This window comes from Seonamhaeicola sp. ML3, assembly GCF_023273855.1.
Lineage (GTDB): Bacteria > Bacteroidota > Bacteroidia > Flavobacteriales > Flavobacteriaceae > Seonamhaeicola.
The window spans coordinates 2,433,164-2,457,315 of sequence record NZ_CP096884.1 but is presented as its reverse complement, the minus strand read 5'-3'; the positions used below and the strand labels follow the sequence as shown (position 1 = coordinate 2,457,315).

The window sequence follows — 24,152 nt, the reverse complement described above, 5'->3', positions numbered from 1 at the left end:
TCATGAAAAAAATCATATATATATTTATATTAAGCCTCTTCATTATTTCATGTGAAGATGTTATAGATGTAGATTTAGAAACTACAGAACCCAGATTGGTTATAGATGCATCGCTTTCTTGGGTTAAAGGAACCTCTGGAAACGAACAAACCATTATATTATCCTTAACTGCTCCTTTTTTTAATAATGGTGTACCACCTGCATCTGGTGCCATAGTTTCGGTATCAGATTCTGAAAATAACATCTTCAATTTTATTGAAGAAGGTACATCTGGAATTTACAAAAACAACACATTCATCCCTATAATCAATGGTACTTATACATTAAATGTAGTCTATGAAGGCGAGACTTATACAGCTTCAGAAACACTTTTTGCCGTACCTTCAATAGATTCTGTAGAACAAAATAACAATGGTGGGTTTTCTGGTGACGATATAGAAATCAAAGCCTTTTATACAGATCCTGGAAATGAAGAAAACTTTTATTTATTTGAATTCCAGAATAACCAGAATGTTCCCATGTTAGAAGTTTATGATGATGAATTCACCGATGGAAATGAAATATTCGGCTTCTTTTCTGACGATGAAATGAAGTCCGGCGATATACTCTCTATAAAGATTTCAGGTATTTCAAGAAGACATTACGACTTTATGTTCATTTTACTTCAACAAACCGACGAGGAATCTGGAGATCCTTTCGAAACCCAACCAGCTACAGTGCGTGGAAATTGTGTAAATACAACCAATCCAGACAATTTTCCGTTAGGTTACTTTAGAGTAACAGAAACTGATGCTTTGCTTTATACCGTTCAATAAACGTATTTTTTCAGATTCATTTTTTATTGATTAAACCAACATGGATTGTAATTCATGTGAAGACAAGCATCAATGAGAAAAACTATATTCTGAAACAAGTTCGGAATAACAGATCGATTGAAAAAAGTAAATACGAAACTATAGTAACTAGAATAGAATTGCAGGGTTTTAACCTTAAACTTCAAAACAAAATCTCTAATTAGAGCAATTTGTAGGTAAAGTTTTTTAATAAATTCATTAATGGTTTAATTTTTGATGCTGTGTTTACAGTATGTTAAAGAAAGAAAATTAGCATAAAATTAACACGGTTTAAAGTGTTTATCCCTTTTCTTTAACTCATCAAACAAACCAACAAAAAATGAACAAAAAACGTATAGCCTATATTATAGGCATTTTAGTTCTATTAATAGTTTCGTATCTGTATTTTAGATCTGATGATTATGAAAATGAATCGCTTACTGCCAAGGTAGAAAGAGGAAGTTTCTTAAACGAAGTTTATATCTCTGGTGAAGCTCAATCTACAAGCTCTAAAGAAATAAACGGTCCTACAAAAGCTAGACGTTTTGGTATTTACAATATTAAAATACAAGATTTAGTTCCCGAGGGCACCTTGGTAAAAAAAGGAGGTTATATAGGCAAACTAGATGTTTCTGAGCTTAACGGTAAAATACTTGATGCTCAGTTAAATCTAGACAAGGCACAATCTAGATATACACAACAGGAATTAGACACCACACTTACTTTAAAACAAGAACGTAACGCCATAAAAGATTTATCATTCAATATCGAGGAGGATAAACTAGAGCTTGAACGTTCTATTTATGAACCCCCTGCTACCATCAGGTCATTAGAAATAAAAATAGAGAAGACAGAAAGGGACCTGAAAGAGAAAAAAGCTGATTACTATATTAAAAAAAGACAGGCCAACGCAAAAATGATTGAAGTTGGAACAGAAGTTTCTAAAATTAAAAAAAGAATAGAAGAATTACTAGAATTACAAAAGGAGTTCACTATTTATTCTGATGATGAAGGAATGGTAACCTATGTAAAAGAATGGAATGGTAATAAAAAGAAGGTTGGTTCAACAATTACACCCTGGCAACCTGCAATTGCTAGTTTACCTGACCTGTCTAAAATGGAATCTAAAACATACAGCAACGAAGTTGACATTAGAAAAATAAAGAAAGGGCTAAAGGCTAAAATTGGTTTTGATGCCTTTCCCGATATTGAATTAGAAGGTGTTGTTACCCAAGTAGCTAATGTTGGAGAGACCCGAGCAGGATCCGACATAAAACTTTTTCAAGTTCTTATAAAGTTAAATGAGACCAACAAGAACATTAGACCAGGTATGACCACGTCCAACAAAATTCTAACAGACCAAAAAGACGATGTTCTCATGATACCACTTGAAGCCGTATTCTCTAAAGATTCCATTAGCTACGCTTATGTTAAATCTGGATACTCTATAGATAAACAAGAAATTAAACTAGGACAATCTAACAACGAAATTATTATAGTAGAAGCTGGTTTAGAAGAAGACGATGTTGTATTCTTAAACAAGCCCGAAAATCTAGATGATAAAAGTATTAAACTATTAAATTAAAATGATAGATAAGGTACTTATTGAAAAACTTCGATCTAATTTCAATGAAGCCTATTGGTTTATAAAAACCAATAAAGTCAGGACTTTTTTAACTGCTCTCGGAATTATTTTTGGTGTTGCCTCGGTTATAACAATGCTCGCTATTGGAAATGGAGCTGAAAAAGAAATACTAGACCAATTAGAACTTGTAGGGGTTAATAATATTGTTGTTACTCCAATAGCAGACGAAATAAAAGAAGGCGAAAATGATAATAACGAAACTGAAAATGGTCAAAATGAATCGAAACGATTTTCCAAAGGTCTAGATATACAAGACGCCTTAAACATAAAAAAATACATTCCAAGTGTTAAGTTAGTAAGCCCAGAAATTGTTTTGGAAACGTATGTTGTAAACAACGCCAAACAAAATGCAATTAAACTTGTTGGTGTATCACCAGCTTACTTCAAATCAACAAATATTGGTTTAGAAAACGGAAAAAAATTCTCTAGCTATCAAATAAAAAACGCACTACCAGTATGTATAATAGGAAAAAAACTTGAGAAAAAAATATTCACCGGCGAAAGCTCTATAGGCAAGCAAATAAAAGTAAAAGATGTTTGGCTTCAAGTTATAGGAGTTATCGAAGAAAAATTAATATCAGATAAAGCACAAGAAAATCTGGGTATACGAGATTTAAATCAAGATGTATTCATCCCTCTTAATACCTTTTTAGTAAGATTTAAGGATCGAAAAATAGTGACCGATGTAATTGGAGCTAGAAATATGAGGCAAAGTGGGCCAAAACAAAAAGTTCCAAGAGGCAATTACCACCAAATAGACAGGTTAACAGTTCAGGTAGAAAATTCTAATCAGTTAAAAGCTACTGCCGAAGTACTCAGTAAAATGCTAAAACGCAGACACAATGACGTTTTAGATTTTGAAATAACAATTCCCATACAACTATTGAAACAGCAGCAAAAAACAAAACAAATATTTAATATTGTTTTAAGCATTATTGCTGGGATATCATTACTAATTGGTGGTATTGGAATAATGAATATCATGTTAGCCTCAGTTTTAGAAAGAACAAAAGAAATAGGAATAATAAGAGCGATTGGAGCAACAGAACAAGATGTAGTTCTTCAATTTTTATCAGAATCTGTATTAATTAGTGTAGGCGGTGGTATTATTGGAATTATAGTTGGAATTACAGGCGCATACATTATTGAAATTTTCTCCGGAATTCAAACCATTCTATCCATAAACTCAATTACAATTTCTTTTTTTATAGCTGTAATGGTTGGTCTCATTTTTGGGATTTTCCCCGCTAAAGCAGCAGCAAAAAAGAAACCCATAGAAGCTTTAAGATCTGAATAATATAAAAATATGAAAAAAATAATCCTCGTGATTTTTGTTATTTCCTCTTTTTGGTCTTTTTCCCAATCAAAAAAAATAACACTTAATCAAGCCATAGAAATGGCGCATAAAAATTCTCCAGATTATAAAATCAATTTAAATGTAAACCAATCTAATTACTGGAGATTTAGAAGATATAAAGCTAGTTTTTTACCTCAGTTAAATCTTAATGCCACTTTGCCTAACTACAGTAATGCTATAATAAGGCAAACTAACGATTCTGGTCAGGATATTTTTGTAAACCAAAACCAACTTCTTATTTCAGGAGGCCTATCACTTTCTCAAAGTGTACCGTATACTGGTGGAATTTTTTCTGTAAACTCAAATTTTGAAAGAGTTGAACTTTTTGGATTAAATGATAATGTACAGTATTCTGTAATTCCTTTTAGCGTAAATTATTTTCAAAATTCTCTTTTTTACAACGAGTTTAAATGGGACAAGAAAATTGAACCTTTAATTTATGAAGAGTCCCAGAGAGAATTTATAGAAAGTATGGAACGCATATCTATTAATACTTCAAGAAGATATTTCGAATTGTTAAAAGCACAAATGCAATTAAAAATTGCGGAAATAAACCTTTCCAATCAAGACACCCTATATCAGATTGCCAAAGGTAGATTTAAAATGGGGAAAATTGCAGAAAATGAATTGTTACAAATGGAACTAACCTTACTTAATTCGAAAAACAATGTAACCTCTAACATAATTGAAGTGAAACGGACTTCTCAGAATTTAGCAAGATATTTAGAACTAGATACTGAGAATATAGAATTAGACATTCCAGAAGAGCTTCCTGTTTTTGAAGTAGATATTAACAAAGCATTAGAAGAAGCACAATCTAACAGAAAAGCTGTAATAGAATTTAGAAGAAAACGTTTAGAAGCCGAAAAAGAAGTCGCTTTCCAAAAAGGGAATAACAGATTACGGTTAGGCATAAGAGCTAATATAGGTGTTTCTAATAATGGAGATGACTTCAACAATCTATTCAATAATTATAACAAACAACAAAATGTTTCTGTTTCAGTAGGAGTACCAATTTTTGATTGGGGTGTTTCAAAATCTAGACGAAAAATGGCAGAAGCCAACTTAGACTTAACAAAAAACAACATAAATCAGGATCGTCAAGAATTTGAGCAAGAAATATATTTGCACGTCCTCAACTGGTCCAATCAAAGAGATTTCTTGTACACCAATGAAAAGGCAAAAAATGTAGCTTCTAAAAGATATGAAATCTCTAAAAAGAGATACGTTTTAGGAAAAATTTCAATTACAGATCTCAACATTGCACTTCGTGAAAGAGATGAAGCTCTTATTAAATACCTAAATTCATTATCTGCGTTTTGGAGAGACTATTTTATTTTGAGACAACTTACGCTATACGACTTCATAAATGACAAAAAATTAGAAGTTGAAGATATTTTTTATGACTAAAACCCCATATTAATTCATACTTTTGAAGTATGGACTTCACCAAAACCACCGAAAAAGATTCCCACTATAATCATCTCGAAAAGATGAATATAGAAGAATTACTGTATAACATTAACAAAGAGGATAAAACTGTTCCTTTGGCTGTTGAAAAAGCACTTCCTGCTATTGAATTATTAGTGAAAGAAATTGTTAACAAGCTAAAATCTGGTGGAAGGTTATTCTATATTGGTGCTGGAACTAGTGGTAGACTAGGCATTGTAGATGCTTCCGAATGCCCTCCTACTTTTGGAGTTCCCCACGGATTAGTTGTTGGACTCATAGCCGGTGGCGATAAAGCCATTAGGAAAGCAGTTGAGTTTGCGGAAGACTCCACTACCCAAGGATGGGAAGATTTAAAAGCTAATAGTATTTCTAATCAAGATATTGTTGTGGGGATAGCAGCATCTGGTTCTACACCCTATGTTATCAGCGCTTTAGAACAATGCAACCAAAACAATATCATCACTGGATGTATTACCTGTAATCATAATAGCCCGCTATCAAAAACGGCACAGTTTCCAGTTGAAGTTATAGTTGGTCCTGAGTTTGTAACTGGTAGCTCCAGAATGAAAGCTGGTACGGCTCAAAAACTAGTTTTGAATATGATTACCACATCTACAATGATTCAATTGGGTCATGTAAAAGGAAATAAAATGGTGGATATGCAACTAAGCAATAATAAGTTGGTTGATAGAGGCACTACAATGATTATGAACGAACTAAATATAGCCAAAGAAGAAGCTCAGAAGCTATTGGATAAATTCGGAAGCGTACGTTTAGCAATTAAGAATTATAATGACAGAAACTAAAAGAACAGATAAAGAAATACTTGTAAAGGGATTAAAAACAATGGGAGGCTCTTTAGCCTGTATGTTCGCTGGCCCAACACTAATCTATATCTCTCAAACCAAATTAAGAACACCTATTGATACTATTATGCTAATAATAGCCATCATTATCTGTGCTCTTGCTGTTTTTTTTGCTTTTAAAGGTATCAATACTATTCTAGATAGTATGTTCAAAAAGAAATCTTCTTAATTAATCTTTAGTTACTGCTTTTGGTGTAGTTGGATTATAGCCAAAGTCCGAATCTTCAAAAGAAATATTCAGCCCTTCTAATATATAATTGATAATAGCGTAATGGTGAATGGTATGACTATTGGCTTGTGAAAAAAGTGAAGCTCGTGTATATTGCATTTTTATACTACCCATTCCTAAATCATCAACTACAGTTACAGTCTCATCCATTTTATTTCGACTAGATCGCAATTTGTCTTCAATAAATCCTAAATAAGATAACGCTGAACAACATTTAGATTCTACTTCCCTATTTCTACTTCTGGCTGTTAAGTCGATTATTTCACCAGAACTTGCCTTAAAAATACAATCATAAAAATCCAAAATATGTCTCAAATGGGTTCCTATACTAGAATAGTAAGGAGAAATAGATGCATTGCACAACTCATCGTCTGTGAGTTTTTCTAATAAGAACCTAGATTTTTGAAGGGTTTTGAGAGAAGATTCAATGATTATATCCATGCAAACTAAAATAACTAAATTAATTGAATTTAAAAATTTTAGATTTAGTCTTTGATTGTAGGATTCCTTACAACAGCGTCTCAATTTTGGCAAAAAAAAAGACCCTTCATGTAAAAATGAAGGGTCTTCAAGAAAGGCAACGACCTACTCTCCCACAAATGCAGTACCATCGGCGCTAACGGGCTTAACTTCTCTGTTCGGAATGGTAAGAGGTGAGCCCCGTCGCTATAACCACCTTAAGTTTTAAGTTAGAAGTCTAAAGGGATTGGGCATTAGTAACAAGTGACTTTTGCCTTTTCACTTTTGACTTTTAACTGCAAGCTACGCTTGCAAATATCTTAACATATTGAAAAAATTACATGAACTTGTGTTTTGTACTCTAAAAAGAACAGGCGTACAATAAGCCTACGGGTTATTAGTACTACTCGGCTGCGTGCGTTACCGCCTTTACACCTGTAGCCTATCAACGTGGTCATCTCCCACGACCCTTTAAAGAAATCTCATCTTGTGGTGGGTTTCGCGCTTATATGCTTTCAGCGCTTATCCCTTCCCAACGTAGCTACCCTGCAGTGCCGCTGGCGCGACAACAGGTACACCAGAGGTTGGTCCAACTCGGTCCTCTCGTACTAGAGTCAGATCCACTCAAATTTCTAACGCCCACTGTAGATAGAGACCGAACTGTCTCACGACGTTCTGAACCCAGCTCGCGTGCCACTTTAATGGGCGAACAGCCCAACCCTTGGGACCTTCTCCAGCCCCAGGATGTGACGAGCCGACATCGAGGTGCCAAACCCCCCCGTCGATGTGAGCTCTTGGGGGAGATCAGCCTGTTATCCCCGGCGTACCTTTTATCCTTTGAGCGATGGCCCTTCCATGCGGAACCACCGGATCACTATGCTCTTGTTTCCAACCTGATCGACTTGTAGGTCTCTCAGTCAAGCACCCTTATGCCATTGCACTCTGCGCACGGTTACCAAGCGTGCTGAGGGTACCTTTAGAAGCCTCCGTTACTCTTTTGGAGGCGACCACCCCAGTCAAACTACCCACCAAGCACTGTCCTCACATCGTGAGTTAGACTCTAGATAAGCAAAGGGTGGTATTTCAACAATGACTCCACAACACCTGGCGATGCCGCTTCAAAGTCTCCCACCTATCCTACACATTACTTATCCAAAACCAATACTAAGCTATAGTAAAGGTGCACGGGGTCTTTTCGTCCCACAGCGGGTAAACGGCATCTTCACCGTTACTACAATTTCACCGAGCTCATGGCTGAGACAGTATCCAGATCGTTGCACCATTCGTGCAGGTCGGAACTTACCCGACAAGGAATTTCGCTACCTTAGGACCGTTATAGTTACGGCCGCCGTTTACTGGGGCTTCATTTCAGATCTTCGCCGAAGCTAAACCCTCCACTTAACCTTCCAGCACCGGGCAGGTGTCAGGCCATATACGTCATCTTTCGATTTAGCATAGCCCTGTGTTTTTGATAAACAGTCGCCTGGATCTTTTCACTGCGGCCCCCCCAAAGGGGGGCGACTCTTCTCCCGAAGTTACGAGTCTATTTTGCCTAGTTCCTTAGCCATGAATCTCTCGAGCTCCTTAGAATTCTCATCCCAACTACCTGTGTCGGTTTAGGGTACGGGCCGCTTCCCTCGCTTTTCTTGGAAGTCGCTTCTCTGGATTATCACCGCAACCGAAGTCTTAGTGTACTATCGCCGTGTTGCCACTGGCTTCAACGTGCTATTCCGTCAGCACGCACCAAATATACGCCTCCGTCACTTTTAACGGGAGCGGGTACAGGAATATTAACCTGTTGCCCATCGACTGCCCCTTTCGGGTTCGCCTTAGGTCCCGACTAACCCTCAGCTGATTAGCATAGCTGAGGAAACCTTAGTCTTTCGGAGTGCGGGTTTCTCGCCCGCATTATCGTTACTTATGCCTACATTTTCTTTTGTAGCTGCTCCAGCAGGCCTCGCGACCAACCTTCAGCGCCACTACAATGCTCCCCTACCACTTATAAAGTCCATAGCTTCGGTAGTATGTTTATGCCCGATTATTATCCATGCAGAATCGCTCGACTAGTGAGCTGTTACGCACTCTTTAAATGAATGGCTGCTTCCAAGCCAACATCCTAGCTGTCTAAGCAATTCCACCTCGTTTATTCAACTTAACATACATTTGGGGACCTTAGCTGATGGTCTGGGTTCTTTCCCTCTCGGACATGGACCTTAGCACCCATGCCCTCACTGCTGTGTATATTTATTAGCATTCGGAGTTTGTCAGGAATTGGTAGGCGGTGAAGCCCCCGCATCCAATCAGTAGCTCTACCTCTAATAAACTAACCACAACGCTGCACCTAAATGCATTTCGGGGAGTACGAGCTATTTCCGAGTTTGATTGGCCTTTCACCCCTACCCACAGGTCATCCGAAGACTTTTCAACGTCAACCGGTTCGGTCCTCCACTGTGTGTTACCACAGCTTCAACCTGCCCATGGGTAGATCACACGGTTTCGCGTCTACCACTGCTAACTAAGCGCCCTGTTCAGACTCGCTTTCGCTACGGATCCGCACCTGAAGTGCTTAACCTTGCTAACAACGGTAACTCGTAGGCTCATTATGCAAAAGGCACGCCGTCACACGTAAACGTGCTCCGACCGCTTGTAAGCGTATGGTTTCAGGTTCTATTTCACTCCCTTATTCAGGGTTCTTTTCACCTTTCCCTCACGGTACTAGTCCACTATCGGTCTCTCAGGAGTATTTAGCCTTATCGGATGGTCCCGACAGATTCACACAGGGTTCCACGTGCCCCGCGCTACTCAGGATACTGCTATCTTAACGTCTCTTACCTATACGGGACTATCACCCCCTATGGTCCGTCTTTCCAAACGGTTCTAGTTCGATTCGCATCGAATGTCGCAGTCCTACAACCCCCACATTGCCGTAACAACATGGGTTTGGGCTAATCCGCGTTCGCTCGCCACTACTAACGGAATCACTTTTGTTTTCTCTTCCTCCGGGTACTTAGATGTTTCAGTTCTCCGGGTTCGCCTCCTTTCGGATGTTATGTCTTCAACATAACGGGTTGCCCCATTCGGATATCTGCGGATCAAATCGTATGTGCCGATCCCCGCAGCTTTTCGCAGCTTATCACGTCCTTCTTCGCCTCTGAGAGCCTAGGCATTCCCCATACGCCCTTATTTAGCTTATTGTACTTTTTGTCTTTTTAATGAGTTACTAATAATTGCTCGTTACAATTATTCTAGTTTTATTAAATATTTCTATCTAATTAAATTTCATGTATCTTTTTTCAATATGTCAATGAACGTTTCAATTAACAACTATTAATTAATAATTGTTAATCATCCGTGGAGAATACCGGAGTCGAACCGGTGACCTCTTGCGTGCAAGGCAAGCGCTCTAGCCAGCTGAGCTAATCCCCCTTGTTTGAGCCGGCAGTCCTCAGTCCTCAGTATTCAGCTACTGTGTACTGCTTACTGCGTACTGCAAAACTGGTTGCCCAACTTCTAGAATTTCCTTTCAGTATTTAATGAACTTTTTAAAAGCTACAAGTAAACTTTTAACTTTTAACTCGCAAGCTCCAGCTTGCTCAGTAGTCTCAGGCAGACTCGAACTGCCGACCTCTACATTATCAGTGTAGCGCTCTAACCAGCTGAGCTATGAGACTTTGTTTAGTCGTTAGCACTTAGCCGTTAGCTTTTAGCTTATGACTAACAACTAATGCCTTGTGACCAATATATTTTGAAAATTGACAGCAAAAGAACAGACTATCCTTTAAACTTAAAACTTTAACCTACCGTCGTCTTTCTCTAGAAAGGAGGTGTTCCAGCCGCACCTTCCGGTACGGCTACCTTGTTACGACTTAGCCCTAGTTACCGATTTTACCCTAGGCCGCTCCTTACGGTGACGGACTTCAGGCACTCCCAGCTTCCATGGCTTGACGGGCGGTGTGTACAAGGCCCGGGAACGTATTCACCGGATCATGGCTGATATCCGATTACTAGCGATTCCAGCTTCACGGAGTCGAGTTGCAGACTCCGATCCGAACTGAGACCGGTTTTATAGATTCGCTCCTGCTCGCGCAGTGGCTGCTCATTGTACCGGCCATTGTAGCACGTGTGTAGCCCAGGACGTAAGGGCCGTGATGATTTGACGTCATCCCCACCTTCCTCACGGTTTGCACCGGCAGTCTTGTTAGAGTTCCCGACATTACTCGCTGGCAACTAACAACAGGGGTTGCGCTCGTTATAGGACTTAACCTGACACCTCACGGCACGAGCTGACGACAACCATGCAGCACCTTGTAAGTAGTCCGAAGAAAGATCTATCTCTAAATCATGCAACTTACATTTAAGCCCTGGTAAGGTTCCTCGCGTATCATCGAATTAAACCACATGCTCCACCGCTTGTGCGGGCCCCCGTCAATTCCTTTGAGTTTCATTCTTGCGAACGTACTCCCCAGGTGGGATACTTATCACTTTCGCTTAGCCACACAGCCGAAGCCGCACAGCTAGTATCCATCGTTTACGGCGTGGACTACCGGGGTATCTAATCCCGTTCGCTCCCCACGCTTTCGTCCATCAGTGTCAGTACGTTGTTAGTGATCTGCCTTCGCAATCGGTATTCTAAGTAATATCTATGCATTTCACCGCTACACTACTTATTCTAACCACTTCACAACGACTCAAGACTGGCAGTATCAAAGGCAGTTCTACAGTTAAGCTGCAGGATTTCACCTCTGACTGACCGGTCCACCTACGGACCCTTTAAACCCAATGATTCCGGATAACGCTTGCATCCTCCGTATTACCGCGGCTGCTGGCACGGAGTTAGCCGATGCTTATTCTTACGGTACCGTCAAGCCCCTACACGTAGGAGTGTTTCTTCCCGTACAAAAGCAGTTTACAACCCATAGGGCAGTCTTCCTGCACGCGGCATGGCTGGATCAGGCTTCCGCCCATTGTCCAATATTCCTCACTGCTGCCTCCCGTAGGAGTCTGGTCCGTGTCTCAGTACCAGTGTGGGGGATCCCCCTCTCAGGGCCCCTACCTATCGTTGCCATGGTGTGCCGTTACCACACCATCTAGCTAATAGGACGCATGCCCATCTCTTACCGTAACCTTTAATCGAATGTCCAGGAGGACTCTCGATACTATGGGGCATTAATCTCCGTTTCCAGAGGCTATTCCCCAGTAAGAGGTAGGTTGCATACGCGTTACGCACCCGTGCGCCGGTCGTCGGCAGAGAGCAAGCTCTCTCCGTTACCCCTCGACTTGCATGTGTTAAGCCTGCCGCTAGCGTTCATCCTGAGCCAGGATCAAACTCTTCATCGTTAAATTTTTAGGTCTTTTGTTGACCTGTCTTAATTAACGAACAGTAGAATTTCAAGGTTCTCAAAATGGTCTATTCTCTTGTTCGAAACAACTCCGAAAAGTTGCTTCTTACGCTGTCAATTTCAATATGTCTATGAACTCTTTTTATCTTTACTAAACTCGCTTCCTCGTTTAGCGGGTGCAAATATAAAACCCTTTTTTTTACTCCACAATACTTTTTGATATTTTTTTTGAAAAAAGTTTTTTTCTGCTTTTTTCCCTATACAATATCCCTGTGAACGTTCGCACTCCCGGGATAGCTACCCCGTTTTTGCGGGTGCAAACATACGACCCTTTTCCGTTTCCGCAAGAACTTTTTCAATCTTTTTTGAATCTTTTTTGAACCACCTTTTTTAGCCCCTTAGAACCAAGTGGTTACAAAACAAAAAAAATACACAAAAATATATACCTGGGACAAATCGGAAATTACAAGGTACGGAAAATTTATTAAAACCAAGACCCAAGACCCAAGACCCAAGACTCAATGAACAATGAACAATGAACAATGAACAATGAACAGTGAACAGTGAACAAGGAATAATTAATAGTGAAGAGTGAAACAACAACTGAAGGCGGAGGAGCACATTTACAGATATACATATAAGATATAATGACACTACAAGTGACCCCGCCCCTATCTTGGCCTCGAGATTGTTCTAGCGGAATGTCGCGTTAGGGATGGAACGGCATGTCTGAAATCCTTTTTGCCCCAAAGCAAAAAGATTGAGTAGTGATAGCCCGACCGAGGAACGAAGGGAACGCCAATAAAAACTATTCTTATATAATAGGTGAAAATTATACTTATATATATATTGTGTGGATTTGGATATACTGTTATCTTTGCAGCCGGATTTTAATTTTATTTCATGATAAATATTACTTTACCAGATGGTAGTGTTAAAGCGTTTGAAGAAAACGTTACACCAATGGATGTTGCTAAGAGTATTAGCGAAGGGTTAGCCAGAAACGTGATTTCGGCAAATTTTAATGGTACAACCGTTGAAACCGTAACCCCTTTAACCACCGATGGCTCATTAGTATTATACACATGGAGAGATGATGAAGGTAAAACGGCTTTCTGGCATTCTTCTGCTCACGTACTAGCTCAAGCTATTGAAGAATTGTATTCTGGAGTAAAATTAACCATTGGACCTGCTATTGAAAATGGTTTTTATTATGATGTTGATTTTGGTGAGCATGTAGTATCTGAAAAAGATTTTAAGACCATTGAAGATAAAATGCTGGAGATAGCGCGCGGCAAGCATGAATTTAAAATGCGTTCTGCCAGTAAAGCCGAAGCTCTTGCATTATATAAGGATAATGAGTTCAAAACCGAGCTTATTGAAAACCTAGAGGACGGCACCATTACGTTTTGTGACCACTCTACTTTTACGGATTTATGTCGCGGTGGCCATATTCCAAATACGGGAATCATTAAAGCTGCTAAAGTATTGAGTGTAGCTGGTGCCTATTGGCGTGGTGATGAAACCAAACCTCAGTTAACTCGTGTTTATGGTATTTCGTTCCCTAAACAAAAAGAACTTAAGGAATATTTACACCTATTAGAAGAGGCCAAGAAACGTGATCACAGAAAACTTGGAAAAGAATTAGGTTTATTTACTTTTTCCCAAAAAGTTGGACAAGGTTTACCGTTATGGTTACCCAAAGGTGCTGCTTTGCGTGAACGCTTGGAAAACTTTTTAAAGAAGGCCCAAAAGAAAGCTGGTTATGAAATGGTGGTTTCTCCACATATTGGACAAAAGGATTTATATGTTACCTCTGGGCATTACGCTAAATATGGTGAAGATAGTTTCCAACCAATACATACTCCCAAAGATGATGAAGAGTTTTTACTGAAACCTATGAACTGTCCGCACCATTGTGAAATATACAATAGTTTTCAATGGAGCTACAAAGACTTACCTGTAAGATATGCTGAATTTGGTACTGTATACAGGTATGAGCAAAGTGGCGAGTTACATGGTTTAACAAGAGTTAGAGGATTTACTCAGGATGACGCCCATATATTTTGTACACCAGACCAATTGGATGAAGAGTTCAAAAACGTAATTGACCTAGTACTTTATGTATTTAAGTCTTTAGGTTTTGAGGACTTTACTGCTCAAGTTTCTGTAAGGGATCCACAAAATCCAGACAAATATATTGGTGATGTTGAAAACTGGGAAAAAGCGGAGCAAGCTATAATCAATGCAGCTACAGATAAAGGATTGGATTTTATTGTTGAAGAAGGTGAAGCTGCCTTTTATGGTCCAAAGTTAGATTTCATGGTAAAAGATGCTTTGGGAAGAAAGTGGCAACTTGGAACTATTCAGGCAGATTACAATTTACCTGAACGTTTTGACCTTACTTACAAAGGCAGTGATAACGAGCTACACCGACCTATAATGATACATAGGGCACCTTTTGGAAGTATGGAACGTTTTGTTGCTATTTTACTTGAGCATACAGGTGGTAATTTCCCGCTTTGGTTAATGCCAACACAGTGTATCATATTGTCTCTCAGCGAGAAATATGAAAAATACTCTGAAAAAGTTTTAAATTTGCTGGAAAATGCCGAAATTCGCGGCCTTGTAGACCATAGAAACGAGACCATAGGGAAGAAAATTCGGGAAGCCGAAATGCAAAAATACCCTTTTATGCTCATCATTGGTGAACAAGAAGAAAAAGAAGACAAAGTTACCGTACGTAGACACGGAGGAGAAGATTTAGGCATGATGACCATTGAATCTTTCTCAGAAATTATAAAAGAAGAGATTAGTAAAACGTTAAAATCGTTCTAAAGAAATAAGTTTAATTTAAAAATAGATAAGCCATAGCAATTAGAAGAAGAAGACAGCCTCAAAGAGTTATTAAAGAAGACAAACACAGAATTAACTCTAAAATTACATCACCAAAAGTACGTCTTGTAGGTGATAATGTCGAAGTTGGCATTTACGGAATACGTGATGCAAAAGCCATAGCGGAAGATCAAGGACTCGATTTAGTTGAGATTTCACCAAAAGCAGACCCTCCGGTATGTAAAGTTATGGATTATAAAAAGTTTCTTTACGAACAAAAGAAACGTGAAAAGGCCTTAAAAGCAAAAGCTAGTAAGGTGGTAATCAAGGAAATTAGATTTGGTCCTCAGACCGATGACCACGATTATCAATTCAAAAAGAAACATGGTGAGAAGTTCTTAAAGGAAGGTGCAAAGCTTAAAGCCTTTGTGTTTTTTAAAGGACGTTCCATCATATTTAAGGAGCAAGGACAAATTTTGTTATTACGTTTGGCTCAAGATTTAGAAGAGTTTGGTAAAGTTGAACAAATGCCAAAGCTTGAAGGAAAACGTATGACGATGTTTATTGCTCCTAAAAAGGAGAAGAAATAGATTGATGCTGAATAATTCAGCATGATAAAAGATTAAGCGAGATAATTAAAACTAGGAGAAGAAATGCCTAAAATGAAAACAAAATCTAGTGCCAAGAAACGTTTTAAGTTAACAGGTACTGGTAAGATTAAAAGAAAGCACGCTTTTAAGAGTCATATTTTGACTAAAAAATCTAAGAAGCGTAAGCTTGCGTTGACTCATGACACTTTAGTACATAAGTCTGACGAAGATAATATTAAAACCATGTTACGTTTAAAGTAACACCAGTTTTAATATTGGTTAAATAAATTATAAACCCTGGAGTGTGGCCAATACAAAGATTCTAAAATAAATATAGAACGCCCACTACAAAAAAATTAAAAATTATGCCAAGATCAGTAAATTCTGTAGCTAAAAGAGCTAGAAGAAAAAAGATTATCAAACAAGCAAAAGGTTACTTTGGAAGACGTAAAAATGTTTGGACAGTAGCTAAAAATGCGGTTGACAGAGCGATGCAATATTCGTACAGAGACCGTAGAAATAAGAAAAGAACTTTCCGTGCTTTATGGATTACTCGTATTAATGCAGGTGCCAGAGAACATGGTTTATCTTATTCTCAATTTATGGGGAAATTAAAAGCTAACAATATCGAATTAAACCGTAAGGTTTTAGCGGATTTAGCTATGAATAACCCTGAAGCTTTTAAAGCTGTAATTGACAAAGTAAAATAAGGCGCTTAGCCTATTGTAAAACATATATCTCGCTTAATAAAAATCCGATTCTAACGAATCGGATTTTTTTATTCTCCAAAAATAGTAACCACCAAGTTCCTAGCCCCGCCATAATTCCTATGTTCACACAAGTAGATACCTTGCCAAATTCCCAAATTAGGTTTGCCATTGGTTATAGGAATTTGAACCGAAGCTCCCAACAAAGAGGCTTTTATATGCGCAGGCATATCGTCTGAACCTTCATAAGTGTGCTCATAATATGGTGCATTCTCTGGAACCATCTTATTAAAATGACTTTCAAAGTCTGTTCTCACTGTATAGTCAGCATTTTCGTTAATAGTTAAACTTGCAGAAGTATGCTTAATAAAAACCTGAAGGTTCCCAATCTTGATATCCTTGATATTTGGGACTGCTCTTAATACGTCATCTGTAATTAAATGAAAACCTCTAGGATAGGGAGTTAATCTTATTTGTTCTTGAAAAAATTTCATTATTGTTATAAACCGGTTTATGTTTTCCCGTTTTTTTACAAAAGTATGTTGTGTAAAAAGCAAGTATCATCTAAACCAAATAGTAAAGTATTTAGGTTTTCTGCTTCTTTTTTCTAGCAGCAGGAAATAATACATTATTTAGTATGAGACGGTAACCGGGAGATGTGGGGTGTAAATCTAACTCTGTTTTAGAATCTCCTACCCTATGCTGATAATCCTCAGGATCATGACCACCATAAAAAGTAAAAAACCCTTTTCCTTTTATACCATGAATGTATTTGGCTTCGCCATTTATCTTATTTTCACCAAGAACCAAAACATTGGACTTAATTTCCTCTCTAGAAAAAGAAGTCGTCTGCCCCATAAACCCTTTTACCAATGCCGTATGGTTTTGACACAACATGGTAGGCACTGGATCCCATTTTGCAGAAAATTCCATAAGTGTAAAATAATCTGTTGTTCTGGACACACTCCGTCTTCTTGTCATATCTATAGATGAAAACTCATAGATAAGCGGACTGCGTTCTAGTATAAAATTTTCAAAGGCAAATGTTTTGGAATAGTCTATTTTGTTTTGATAGCTTGGCGAACTGCCGTCACCATCGAACATAGGTTCACAGATATCAGTACCTTCGGCCGATAGGGCAATATCAAAACTATCGGTAGCACTACACATGGCGAACATAAACCCTCCTCCAACTACATAATCCCTTATTTTCAAAGCTACATCGAGCTTTTGTTCAGATACTTTAGAATAGCCTAACTTAGCTGCTAAAGCTTCTGCTGTCTTCTTTTCTTCTATATACCATGAGGCTGCTCTGTACATGCCATAAAATTTACCGTATTGACCGGTAAAATCTTCATGGTGAAGGTGTAGCCAATCGTAAAGCAATAAATTATCATTTAATACTTCCTCATCGTAGACCGTTTCATAAGGAATTTCAGCATATTTCAAAACCATGGTAACAGCGTCATCCCATGGGAGCTTTCCTTTTGGTGTATATACTGCAATTTTAGGCGCTTTTTCTAAAACTACGGCTTCCATGTTCTTACTGGGGCTTGCAATATCCTCCAAAATCGTTTCGGCCATAGTGTTAGATATCACCTCGAAAGAAACACCTCGTATTTGACACTCCTTTTGAATTGCTTCGGTATCCGGAATTAAAAAAGAACCTCCTCTGTAGTTAAGTAACCACTTCACTTTTAACTCTTTTTTTAGCACCCAATAGGTAATGCCATAAGCTTTTAAATGATTCTTTTGATTCTCGACATCCATAGGTACAAGAATATAGGATGCAAAAACATTAACAGAAAAAGACAAGAATAGTATGAGGGCAACAACATGTTTCATTGCTGGAAAGATACTTAAATTTTCCTCTTGAATTAAAGCCTTTAACAGAAGATTAATTTAGAACGGAACGTCGCTATCGTCTTCATCATTGAAAGAACTACCAAACGCCTGGTCTGGGCTGGCTTTAAAATCATCAGACTTAAACGTATCGTCGTTAGCAGCAGCATTCATTTTAGAATGGAACTCGAACGGCGAATCGAAATCGTCTAGATTATCAAACTTACCAAGGTGCCCTAAAAACTTCAACCTAATATTTTCTAAACCACCATTTCTGTGCTTGGCAATTATGAATTCTGCCTGACCTTCGGTTGGTGAGCGTTCTTCATCATCCCACTCATCGATTTTATAATATTCAGGTCTGTAAATAAAACTTACAATATCGGCATCTTGCTCGATAGCACCAGATTCACGTAAATCTGATAACAACGGACGTTTACTTCCACCACGGGTTTCAACAGCACGCGATAACTGAGATAGTGCTATTACAGGAACGTTCAATTCCTTTGCAAGCGCTTTTAAGTTTCTCGAAATCATCGATATTTCTTGCTCCCTGTTTCCGGCATGGCTACTCCCCCCCGTCATAAGCTGCAAATAATCAATCATGATCAATTTAATACCATGTTGAGACGATAATCGCCTTGCTTTAGCCCTAAGGTCGAAAATAGAAAGCGAAGGGGTATCATCTATGAACAGAGGTGCTTTTTCTAGACCTTTAACCTTAACGTTTAGCTGCTCCCATTCATGTTTCTCTAGCTTACCGGTTCTTAATTTTTCTGAAGACAAACCTGTTTCACTGGAAATTAAACGGGTAATTAACTGCACTGAAGCCATCTCTAAAGAGAAAAAGGCAACAGGAATATTTTGATCTACAGCAATATTCCTAGCCATTGAAAGCGTCAATGCCGTTTTACCCATACCTGGTCTTGCAGCAACGATAATTAAATCGGATGGTTGCCAACCAGACGTTAATTTATCAAGTTTAGTAAAGCCTGTAGGAATACCACTTAAGCCTTCTTTATTAGAAATCTCTTCAATCTTCTTTTTTGCTTGAATTACCAGTTCTTGAGCAGATTCACTAGACTTTTTAATGTTACCCTGGGTGACCTCGTATAATTTAGATTCTGCCTTATCCAACAAATCGAAAACATCTTTTGTTTCATCGTAAGAATCCTCTATAATTTCGTTGGAAATTTTGATAAGACTGCGCTGTATGAACTTCTGCAAAATAATGCGAGCATGAAACTCGATATGCGCAGATGAAGACACCTTTTGTGTTAAGGAAATCAAGTAAAAATCACCTCCGACCATCTCTAGCTTCGCATTTTTCTTTAATTGCGTAGAAACGGTTAATAAGTCTATTGGTTCGCTATTTTCGAAGAGTTGAAATATAGCCTCGAAAATACATTGGTGCGCTTCTTTATAAAATGCTTCTGGACTTAAGATATCAATGACTTCATCGACACCTTTCTTATCAATCATCATAGCACCTAACACAACTTCCTCTAAATCAATTGCTTGAGGAGGTATTTTTCCTTTTTCTAAATTGATTAGAGTACTCTTATCTACTCTATATCCTTGGAGCTGGTTAGGTTGTTTCATGATTACGAAAGTAACTAAAATGACAATGCTATTAACAATTAGATAACATTGGATTTTAACTGACTGTTAACAATTCAACTGTTAATAACTTAAAAATATTGTGAATAAGACAAAAAAAACCTGAAGCTGGAAAACTTCAGATTTTATATGCTTTGGTTTTAAAAGGGTTACCCTTTATACACACCCATATTGGCATATTTATCCATACGTTTGGATACTAAATCTTTTGGTGATAAGTTTTTCAATGACTCATAATTTTTTAAAATGGTATCACTAACTGTTGCAAATGTTTTTTCCCTATCTCTATGAGCTCCTCCTAATGGTTCTTTGATAATACCATCGACCAATTTAAGTTTCTTCATATCATTTGCAGTAAGCTTTAAAGCCTCTGCGGCCTGCTCTTTGTATTCCCAACTGCGCCACAAAATAGAAGAACAAGATTCTGGAGAAATCACGGAATACCATGTGTTTTCTAACATGAGCACAACATCACCAACACCTATACCTAAAGCACCACCTGAAGCTCCTTCACCAATTATTATAGTGATAATGGGTACTTCTAATCTGGTCATTTCTAAAATATTTCTTGCAATAGCTTCACCTTGTCCACGCTCTTCTGCTTCTAAACCAGGATAGGCACCTGGCGTATCTAAAAGCGTAACTACAGGAATACCAAACTTCTCTGCCATTTTCATCAAACGAAGGGCCTTACGATACCCTTCTGGGTTAGCCATTCCAAAATTTCGGTATTGTCTTGTCTTTGTATTGTAACCCTTTTGTTGGCCTATGAACATAAAACTCTGGTCACCAATTTTCCCTAGGCCTCCAATCATGGCTTTATCATCTTTAAAGCTCCTGTCACCATGTAACTCTAAAAAAGAACCCCCACAAATGGCCGTAATATAATCCATTGTATAAGGTCTATTGGGGTGGCGTGACAACTGAACGCGCTGCCATGGTGTTAAGTTTTTATATAAATCTTTTCGTGTTGCTTTTAACTTCTTCTCTATTTGAGCACAGGTCTCGCTTACATCTACTTCACTTTCCTTTCCAATAATTTCACACTTCTGAAGCTGTTCCTCTAGATCTTTTATTGGAAGTTCAAATTCTAAATATTCCATGAGAATTCCTTTTGGCTATTAATTTTGGTTAGGTTACAAATATAAAAACTTTAAACTTGTTTAACCTCTAAGTTTTTTTCTTTTTAGTCTTCTTGAATTTTTGAGGATTCCGTTAAAGAGTACTGTTATGAGTATAATTATTGCACCTATGTAGAAGGACGGCGTCATTTTCTCTTTTTCTGGAAATAGAATTATCGCCATTAAAATGCCATAAATTGGCTCTAAATTATAAGTTAAAACAACTGTGTATGGACTAATATATTTCATAACATGAACCGAAGCAATAAAAGCATAGGCCGTACAAACCGAGGCTAAAATAAAAAGATAGACATAGTCTGATTTGCCAATATTAAAGAAATCTTGATGAAACTCATTTGTGAAAAATACTAGGTATAGACTAATAAAGATTACACCACTTAAAAATTCATAAAATGAAATTACTGTAGCCGTATGTTTTTTTAAAAAACTACCGTTTAGCACTGCAAATAAGGATGAAAAGAATGCAGAAGAAATTCCAAGTACGATTCCAGAGAGATATTTTATTTCACTACTTGTTATTATGAATACTCCTATTATAACTATGATTCCAAAAAGTATTTCATACCATATCACCTTCCTCTTGTAAATTATGGGTTCTAAAAAAGAAGCAAAAAATGCTCCTGTGGAAAACATGGCCAGTGCTATAGATATGTTAGCTTCATCTATAGCTCCAAAAAAGCAAATCCAATGTGCAGCGATAACAATACCCGCTAATGATAGTTTTATAAACGACTTTAAGTTTATAGCAAGCCTAACCTTTTTAACCCTGATATAGATGAGCATTAACAAGGCAGCCATAACCATTCTAAACCAAACCAAAGGAATGGCTTTAATGCTGATAAGCTCTCCTAAAATAGCAGTAAAACCTGCAATAAAAACTAAAAAATGTAAATGAAAATAATTCTTAAGATGGGAGGTGTCACGAAATAAGGTATTCTTAGCGTTTGGCATTATATAGAAGGTATCCTGCTAAAATACCAAAAATGACATTAGGAAACCAGACTGCTACCAACGGTGGGAAATCTGATTGTTCTGCCATGACACCAAAAACCTTGTCGAAAAAAACAAAAACCATGGCGATACATATCCCAAGAGCTAAATTCACTCCCATGCCACCTCTCCTTTTTATTGATGATACCGCTACAGCAATTATGGTCAAAATAAAAACAGACACGGGGAGACTCCATTTTCTGTAAAGCACTAATTTAAACCTCCCTACATTAGCAGACCCCCTTGCCTCTTCTTTTTCAATAAAGCGTTTTAGTTTACCATAAGTTAAAACTTCAGCAGCGTAAATTGGAGGGGTTAAGTCGGCTACATTGAAATCGAATAAAGTATCTTTGGAAGTAAGCCGCTCAAACACATCTTCATTTTCTCCGATGGTTCTTTTTACATAATCACTCATCTTGAATATTGTATCTTCCTCAATATACCTTATGGTGGTAGCTGTTATTTTGTAACTTAATTTGTTGTCTTCGAAATGCTCTAGCGTAAAATTACGTCCGTAGTTAGTATTGTCATCAAAACTACTCACATAAATAATTTCGTTGTCGTTAATCTGCCTGAAGACATTACTATTGTCTCTATCTTTTTTATTCTTTTTAAGATAAGTATAGGTAAACCAATTAAAGCCCTCACTTGCTTTGGGTGCCAAAAACATACCCAGAAGCAAAGAAAAAAGGGCTACAACTGTAGCACCAATTAAATAAGGCCGTAAAAAACGCGTAAAGGATACTCCAGAACTTAAAAAAGCAACAATTTCTGTATTATTTGCAAGTTTAGAGGTAAACCAAATCACCGATAAGAATAGAAATAACGGAAATAGTAAATTTGCAAAATAAATGGTGAAATCCAAGAAATACTGCAAAACTTCTGGCAGTGGCGCTTCACTATCTAGAATCTTTCCTATTTTTTCGGCAAGATGTACTGTTATTCCAATGGGAACGAACAGGAGCAACATCATAGTAAATGTTAGCAAATACCGCTTTAATATATACCAATCTAGTATCTTCATTAACTTCTACAAACGCTTATCCATTTGTTTTACCATTTTGTCTTTCCAAACTCTAAAATCTCCTGCTAATATATGTTTTCTAGCTTCTCTAACCAACCATATATAAAAACCTAAATTGTGAATAGTGGCAATCTGTTTTCCCAGTAATTCGTTAACAGAAAACAAGTGGCGTAGATAGGCCTTACTGTACTCAGTATCCACAAAAGTAATACCCATCTCATCAATTGGTGAAAAATCATCTTCCCACTTTTTGTTTTTTATGTTGATGGTACCATGTGCGGTAAATAACATTCCATTTCTTGCATTACGTGTTGGCATAACACAGTCAAACATATCTACTCCTAACGCTATATTTTCTAAAATATTGATTGGCGTACCAACACCCATTAAATATCTTGGCTTTTCCTCTGGTAAAATATCACAAACTACATCGGTCATGGCATACATTTCCTCTGCGGGCTCCCCTACAGACAGACCACCAATAGCATTGCCCACAGCTCCAGCATTTGCTATATATTCTGCAGATTGCATTCTCAAATCTTTGTAAGTACTCCCTTGAACTATGGGGAAGAATGCTTGGTTATAATCGTATTTTAATGGTGTCTTTTCCAAGTGTACTATACATCTGTCTAACCAACGGTGTGTCATGTGCATAGAACGTTTAGCGTAATTATAATCGCAAGGATACGGTGTACACTCATCGAAAGCCATAATTATATCTGCTCCAATGCTACGCTGTATTTCCATAACATTTTCTGGTGTAAAGGTGTGGTAACTCCCGTCTATGTGACTTTTAAACTTAACACCTTCTTCTTTAATTTTTCGGTTTGCTGAAAGGGAATAAACCTGATATCCACCTGAATCTGTTAGAATATTCCTGTCCCAGTTCATAAATTTATGAAGTCCACCAGCCTTTTCTATAATATCTGTTTGCGGTCTTAAATACAAATGATAAGTGTTTCCCAATATAATATCGGGATTAATATCTTGTTTCAACTCTCTTTGATGCACCCCTTTAACAGTAGCTACTGTACCAACGGGCATAAAAATAGGGGTTTCAATAACTCCATGATCGGTTGTTATTGCAGCAGCTCTAGCTTTACTATATGCATCTTTTGCTTTTAATTGGAACTCCATTCTACGCTTTTCAATAGCTGACAAAGATAATTAACTGAAAAAAGATAATGATTGTATTAAAAAGAAAATAATTTACTTTTGGCAA

18 protein-coding genes, 2 tRNA genes and 3 rRNA genes are annotated in these 24,152 nt (G+C 37.7%); 10 read left to right on the top strand and 13 right to left on the bottom strand.

The window, feature by feature from the left end:
• Positions 1–2 precede the first annotated feature (2 nt).
• From M0214_RS10680 to M0214_RS10655, 6 genes are all read left to right on the top strand, one after another.
• The gene (locus tag M0214_RS10680; protein ID WP_248722552.1) at positions 3–815 is read left to right on the top strand and encodes a DUF4249 domain-containing protein; all 813 of its coding nucleotides are present in this window, start codon (positions 3–5) and stop codon (positions 813–815) included.
• A 358-nt stretch (positions 816–1,173) separates the two neighbouring features.
• Positions 1,174–2,418, top strand: coding sequence for an efflux RND transporter periplasmic adaptor subunit (locus tag M0214_RS10675; RefSeq protein ID WP_248722551.1), 1,245 nt, complete (start codon positions 1,174–1,176; stop codon positions 2,416–2,418).
• A 1-nt stretch (position 2,419) separates the two neighbouring features.
• Positions 2,420–3,775, top strand: coding sequence for an ABC transporter permease (locus M0214_RS10670; protein WP_248722550.1), 1,356 nt, complete (start codon positions 2,420–2,422; stop codon positions 3,773–3,775).
• A gap of 9 nt (positions 3,776–3,784) precedes the next feature.
• The gene (locus M0214_RS10665) at positions 3,785–5,245 is read left to right on the top strand and encodes a TolC family protein (RefSeq protein WP_248722549.1); all 1,461 of its coding nucleotides are present in this window, start codon (positions 3,785–3,787) and stop codon (positions 5,243–5,245) included.
• 29 nt (positions 5,246–5,274) lie between these two features.
• A complete protein-coding gene (gene murQ / locus M0214_RS10660; protein ID WP_248722548.1) occupies positions 5,275–6,093 on the top strand; it encodes an N-acetylmuramic acid 6-phosphate etherase in 819 nt (272 codons plus the stop codon).
• The gene (locus M0214_RS10655) at positions 6,080–6,322 is read left to right on the top strand and encodes a DUF6095 family protein (RefSeq protein ID WP_248722547.1); all 243 of its coding nucleotides are present in this window, start codon (positions 6,080–6,082) and stop codon (positions 6,320–6,322) included. The genes murQ and M0214_RS10655 overlap by 14 nt, the downstream gene beginning before the upstream one ends.
• Here the strand turns inward: M0214_RS10655 and M0214_RS10650 are convergent, their stop codons facing one another.
• From M0214_RS10650 to M0214_RS10625, 6 genes are all read right to left on the bottom strand, one after another.
• On the bottom strand, positions 6,323–6,823 hold the full coding sequence (locus tag M0214_RS10650) for a hypothetical protein (RefSeq protein WP_248722546.1): 501 nt from the start codon (positions 6,821–6,823) through the stop codon (positions 6,323–6,325).
• 131 nt (positions 6,824–6,954) lie between these two features.
• A 5S ribosomal RNA gene (rrf, locus tag M0214_RS10645) occupies positions 6,955–7,062 on the bottom strand.
• A gap of 156 nt (positions 7,063–7,218) precedes the next feature.
• Positions 7,219–10,036, bottom strand: a 23S ribosomal RNA gene (locus tag M0214_RS10640).
• Positions 10,037–10,193: 157 nt separating this feature from the next.
• A tRNA-Ala gene (locus tag M0214_RS10635) sits at positions 10,194–10,267 on the bottom strand.
• Between the two features lie 171 nt (positions 10,268–10,438).
• Positions 10,439–10,512: transfer RNA gene (locus M0214_RS10630), tRNA-Ile, on the bottom strand.
• 146 nt (positions 10,513–10,658) lie between these two features.
• Positions 10,659–12,178: ribosomal RNA gene (locus tag M0214_RS10625) — 16S ribosomal RNA — on the bottom strand.
• Together the 16S, 23S and 5S rRNA genes with 2 tRNA genes alongside form the textbook arrangement of a ribosomal RNA operon.
• Before the next feature lie 905 nt (positions 12,179–13,083).
• Between M0214_RS10625 and thrS the strand changes: the two genes are divergently transcribed.
• From thrS to rplT, 4 genes are all read left to right on the top strand, one after another.
• Positions 13,084–15,018: a threonine--tRNA ligase gene (thrS, locus tag M0214_RS10620; protein ID WP_248722545.1), complete on the top strand. Its 1,935-nt coding sequence runs from the start codon at positions 13,084–13,086 to the stop codon at positions 15,016–15,018.
• 68 nt (positions 15,019–15,086) lie between these two features.
• Complete coding sequence (gene infC / locus M0214_RS10615) at positions 15,087–15,605, top strand: translation initiation factor IF-3 (protein ID WP_256467965.1); 519 nt, start codon at positions 15,087–15,089, stop codon at positions 15,603–15,605.
• Positions 15,606–15,668: 63 nt separating this feature from the next.
• On the top strand, positions 15,669–15,866 hold the full coding sequence (rpmI, locus tag M0214_RS10610) for a 50S ribosomal protein L35 (protein WP_129761794.1): 198 nt from the start codon (positions 15,669–15,671) through the stop codon (positions 15,864–15,866).
• A gap of 104 nt (positions 15,867–15,970) precedes the next feature.
• A complete protein-coding gene (rplT, locus tag M0214_RS10605) occupies positions 15,971–16,315 on the top strand; it encodes a 50S ribosomal protein L20 (protein ID WP_248722544.1) in 345 nt (114 codons plus the stop codon).
• A gap of 68 nt (positions 16,316–16,383) precedes the next feature.
• On the opposite strand, the gene M0214_RS10600 is transcribed toward rplT, so the two are convergent.
• The 7 genes from M0214_RS10600 to tgt all read right to left on the bottom strand — a co-directional run bounded on the left by M0214_RS10600 (position 16,384) and on the right by tgt (position 24,067).
• Complete coding sequence (locus tag M0214_RS10600) at positions 16,384–16,806, bottom strand: secondary thiamine-phosphate synthase enzyme YjbQ (protein WP_248722543.1); 423 nt, start codon at positions 16,804–16,806, stop codon at positions 16,384–16,386.
• A gap of 91 nt (positions 16,807–16,897) precedes the next feature.
• Entirely contained in the window at positions 16,898–18,082 is a 1,185-nt protein-coding gene (locus tag M0214_RS10595) for an asparagine synthetase B (RefSeq protein ID WP_371873559.1), read from the bottom strand.
• A gap of 132 nt (positions 18,083–18,214) precedes the next feature.
• Complete coding sequence (dnaB, locus tag M0214_RS10590) at positions 18,215–19,756, bottom strand: replicative DNA helicase (RefSeq protein ID WP_248722541.1); 1,542 nt, start codon at positions 19,754–19,756, stop codon at positions 18,215–18,217.
• Between the two features lie 167 nt (positions 19,757–19,923).
• Positions 19,924–20,877, bottom strand: coding sequence for an acetyl-CoA carboxylase carboxyltransferase subunit alpha (locus M0214_RS10585; RefSeq protein WP_248722540.1), 954 nt, complete (start codon positions 20,875–20,877; stop codon positions 19,924–19,926).
• A gap of 60 nt (positions 20,878–20,937) precedes the next feature.
• On the bottom strand, positions 20,938–21,867 hold the full coding sequence (locus M0214_RS10580; RefSeq protein WP_248722539.1) for a DMT family transporter: 930 nt from the start codon (positions 21,865–21,867) through the stop codon (positions 20,938–20,940).
• Positions 21,854–22,930, bottom strand: coding sequence for an LptF/LptG family permease (locus M0214_RS10575; protein ID WP_248722538.1), 1,077 nt, complete (start codon positions 22,928–22,930; stop codon positions 21,854–21,856). The genes M0214_RS10580 and M0214_RS10575 overlap by 14 nt, the downstream gene beginning before the upstream one ends.
• Positions 22,931–22,936: 6 nt before the next feature.
• Positions 22,937–24,067 (bottom strand): tRNA guanosine(34) transglycosylase Tgt, encoded by a 1,131-nt coding sequence (tgt, locus tag M0214_RS10570; RefSeq protein WP_248722537.1) that lies wholly within the window; start codon positions 24,065–24,067, stop codon positions 22,937–22,939.
• Between the last annotated feature and the right edge of the window lie 85 nt (positions 24,068–24,152).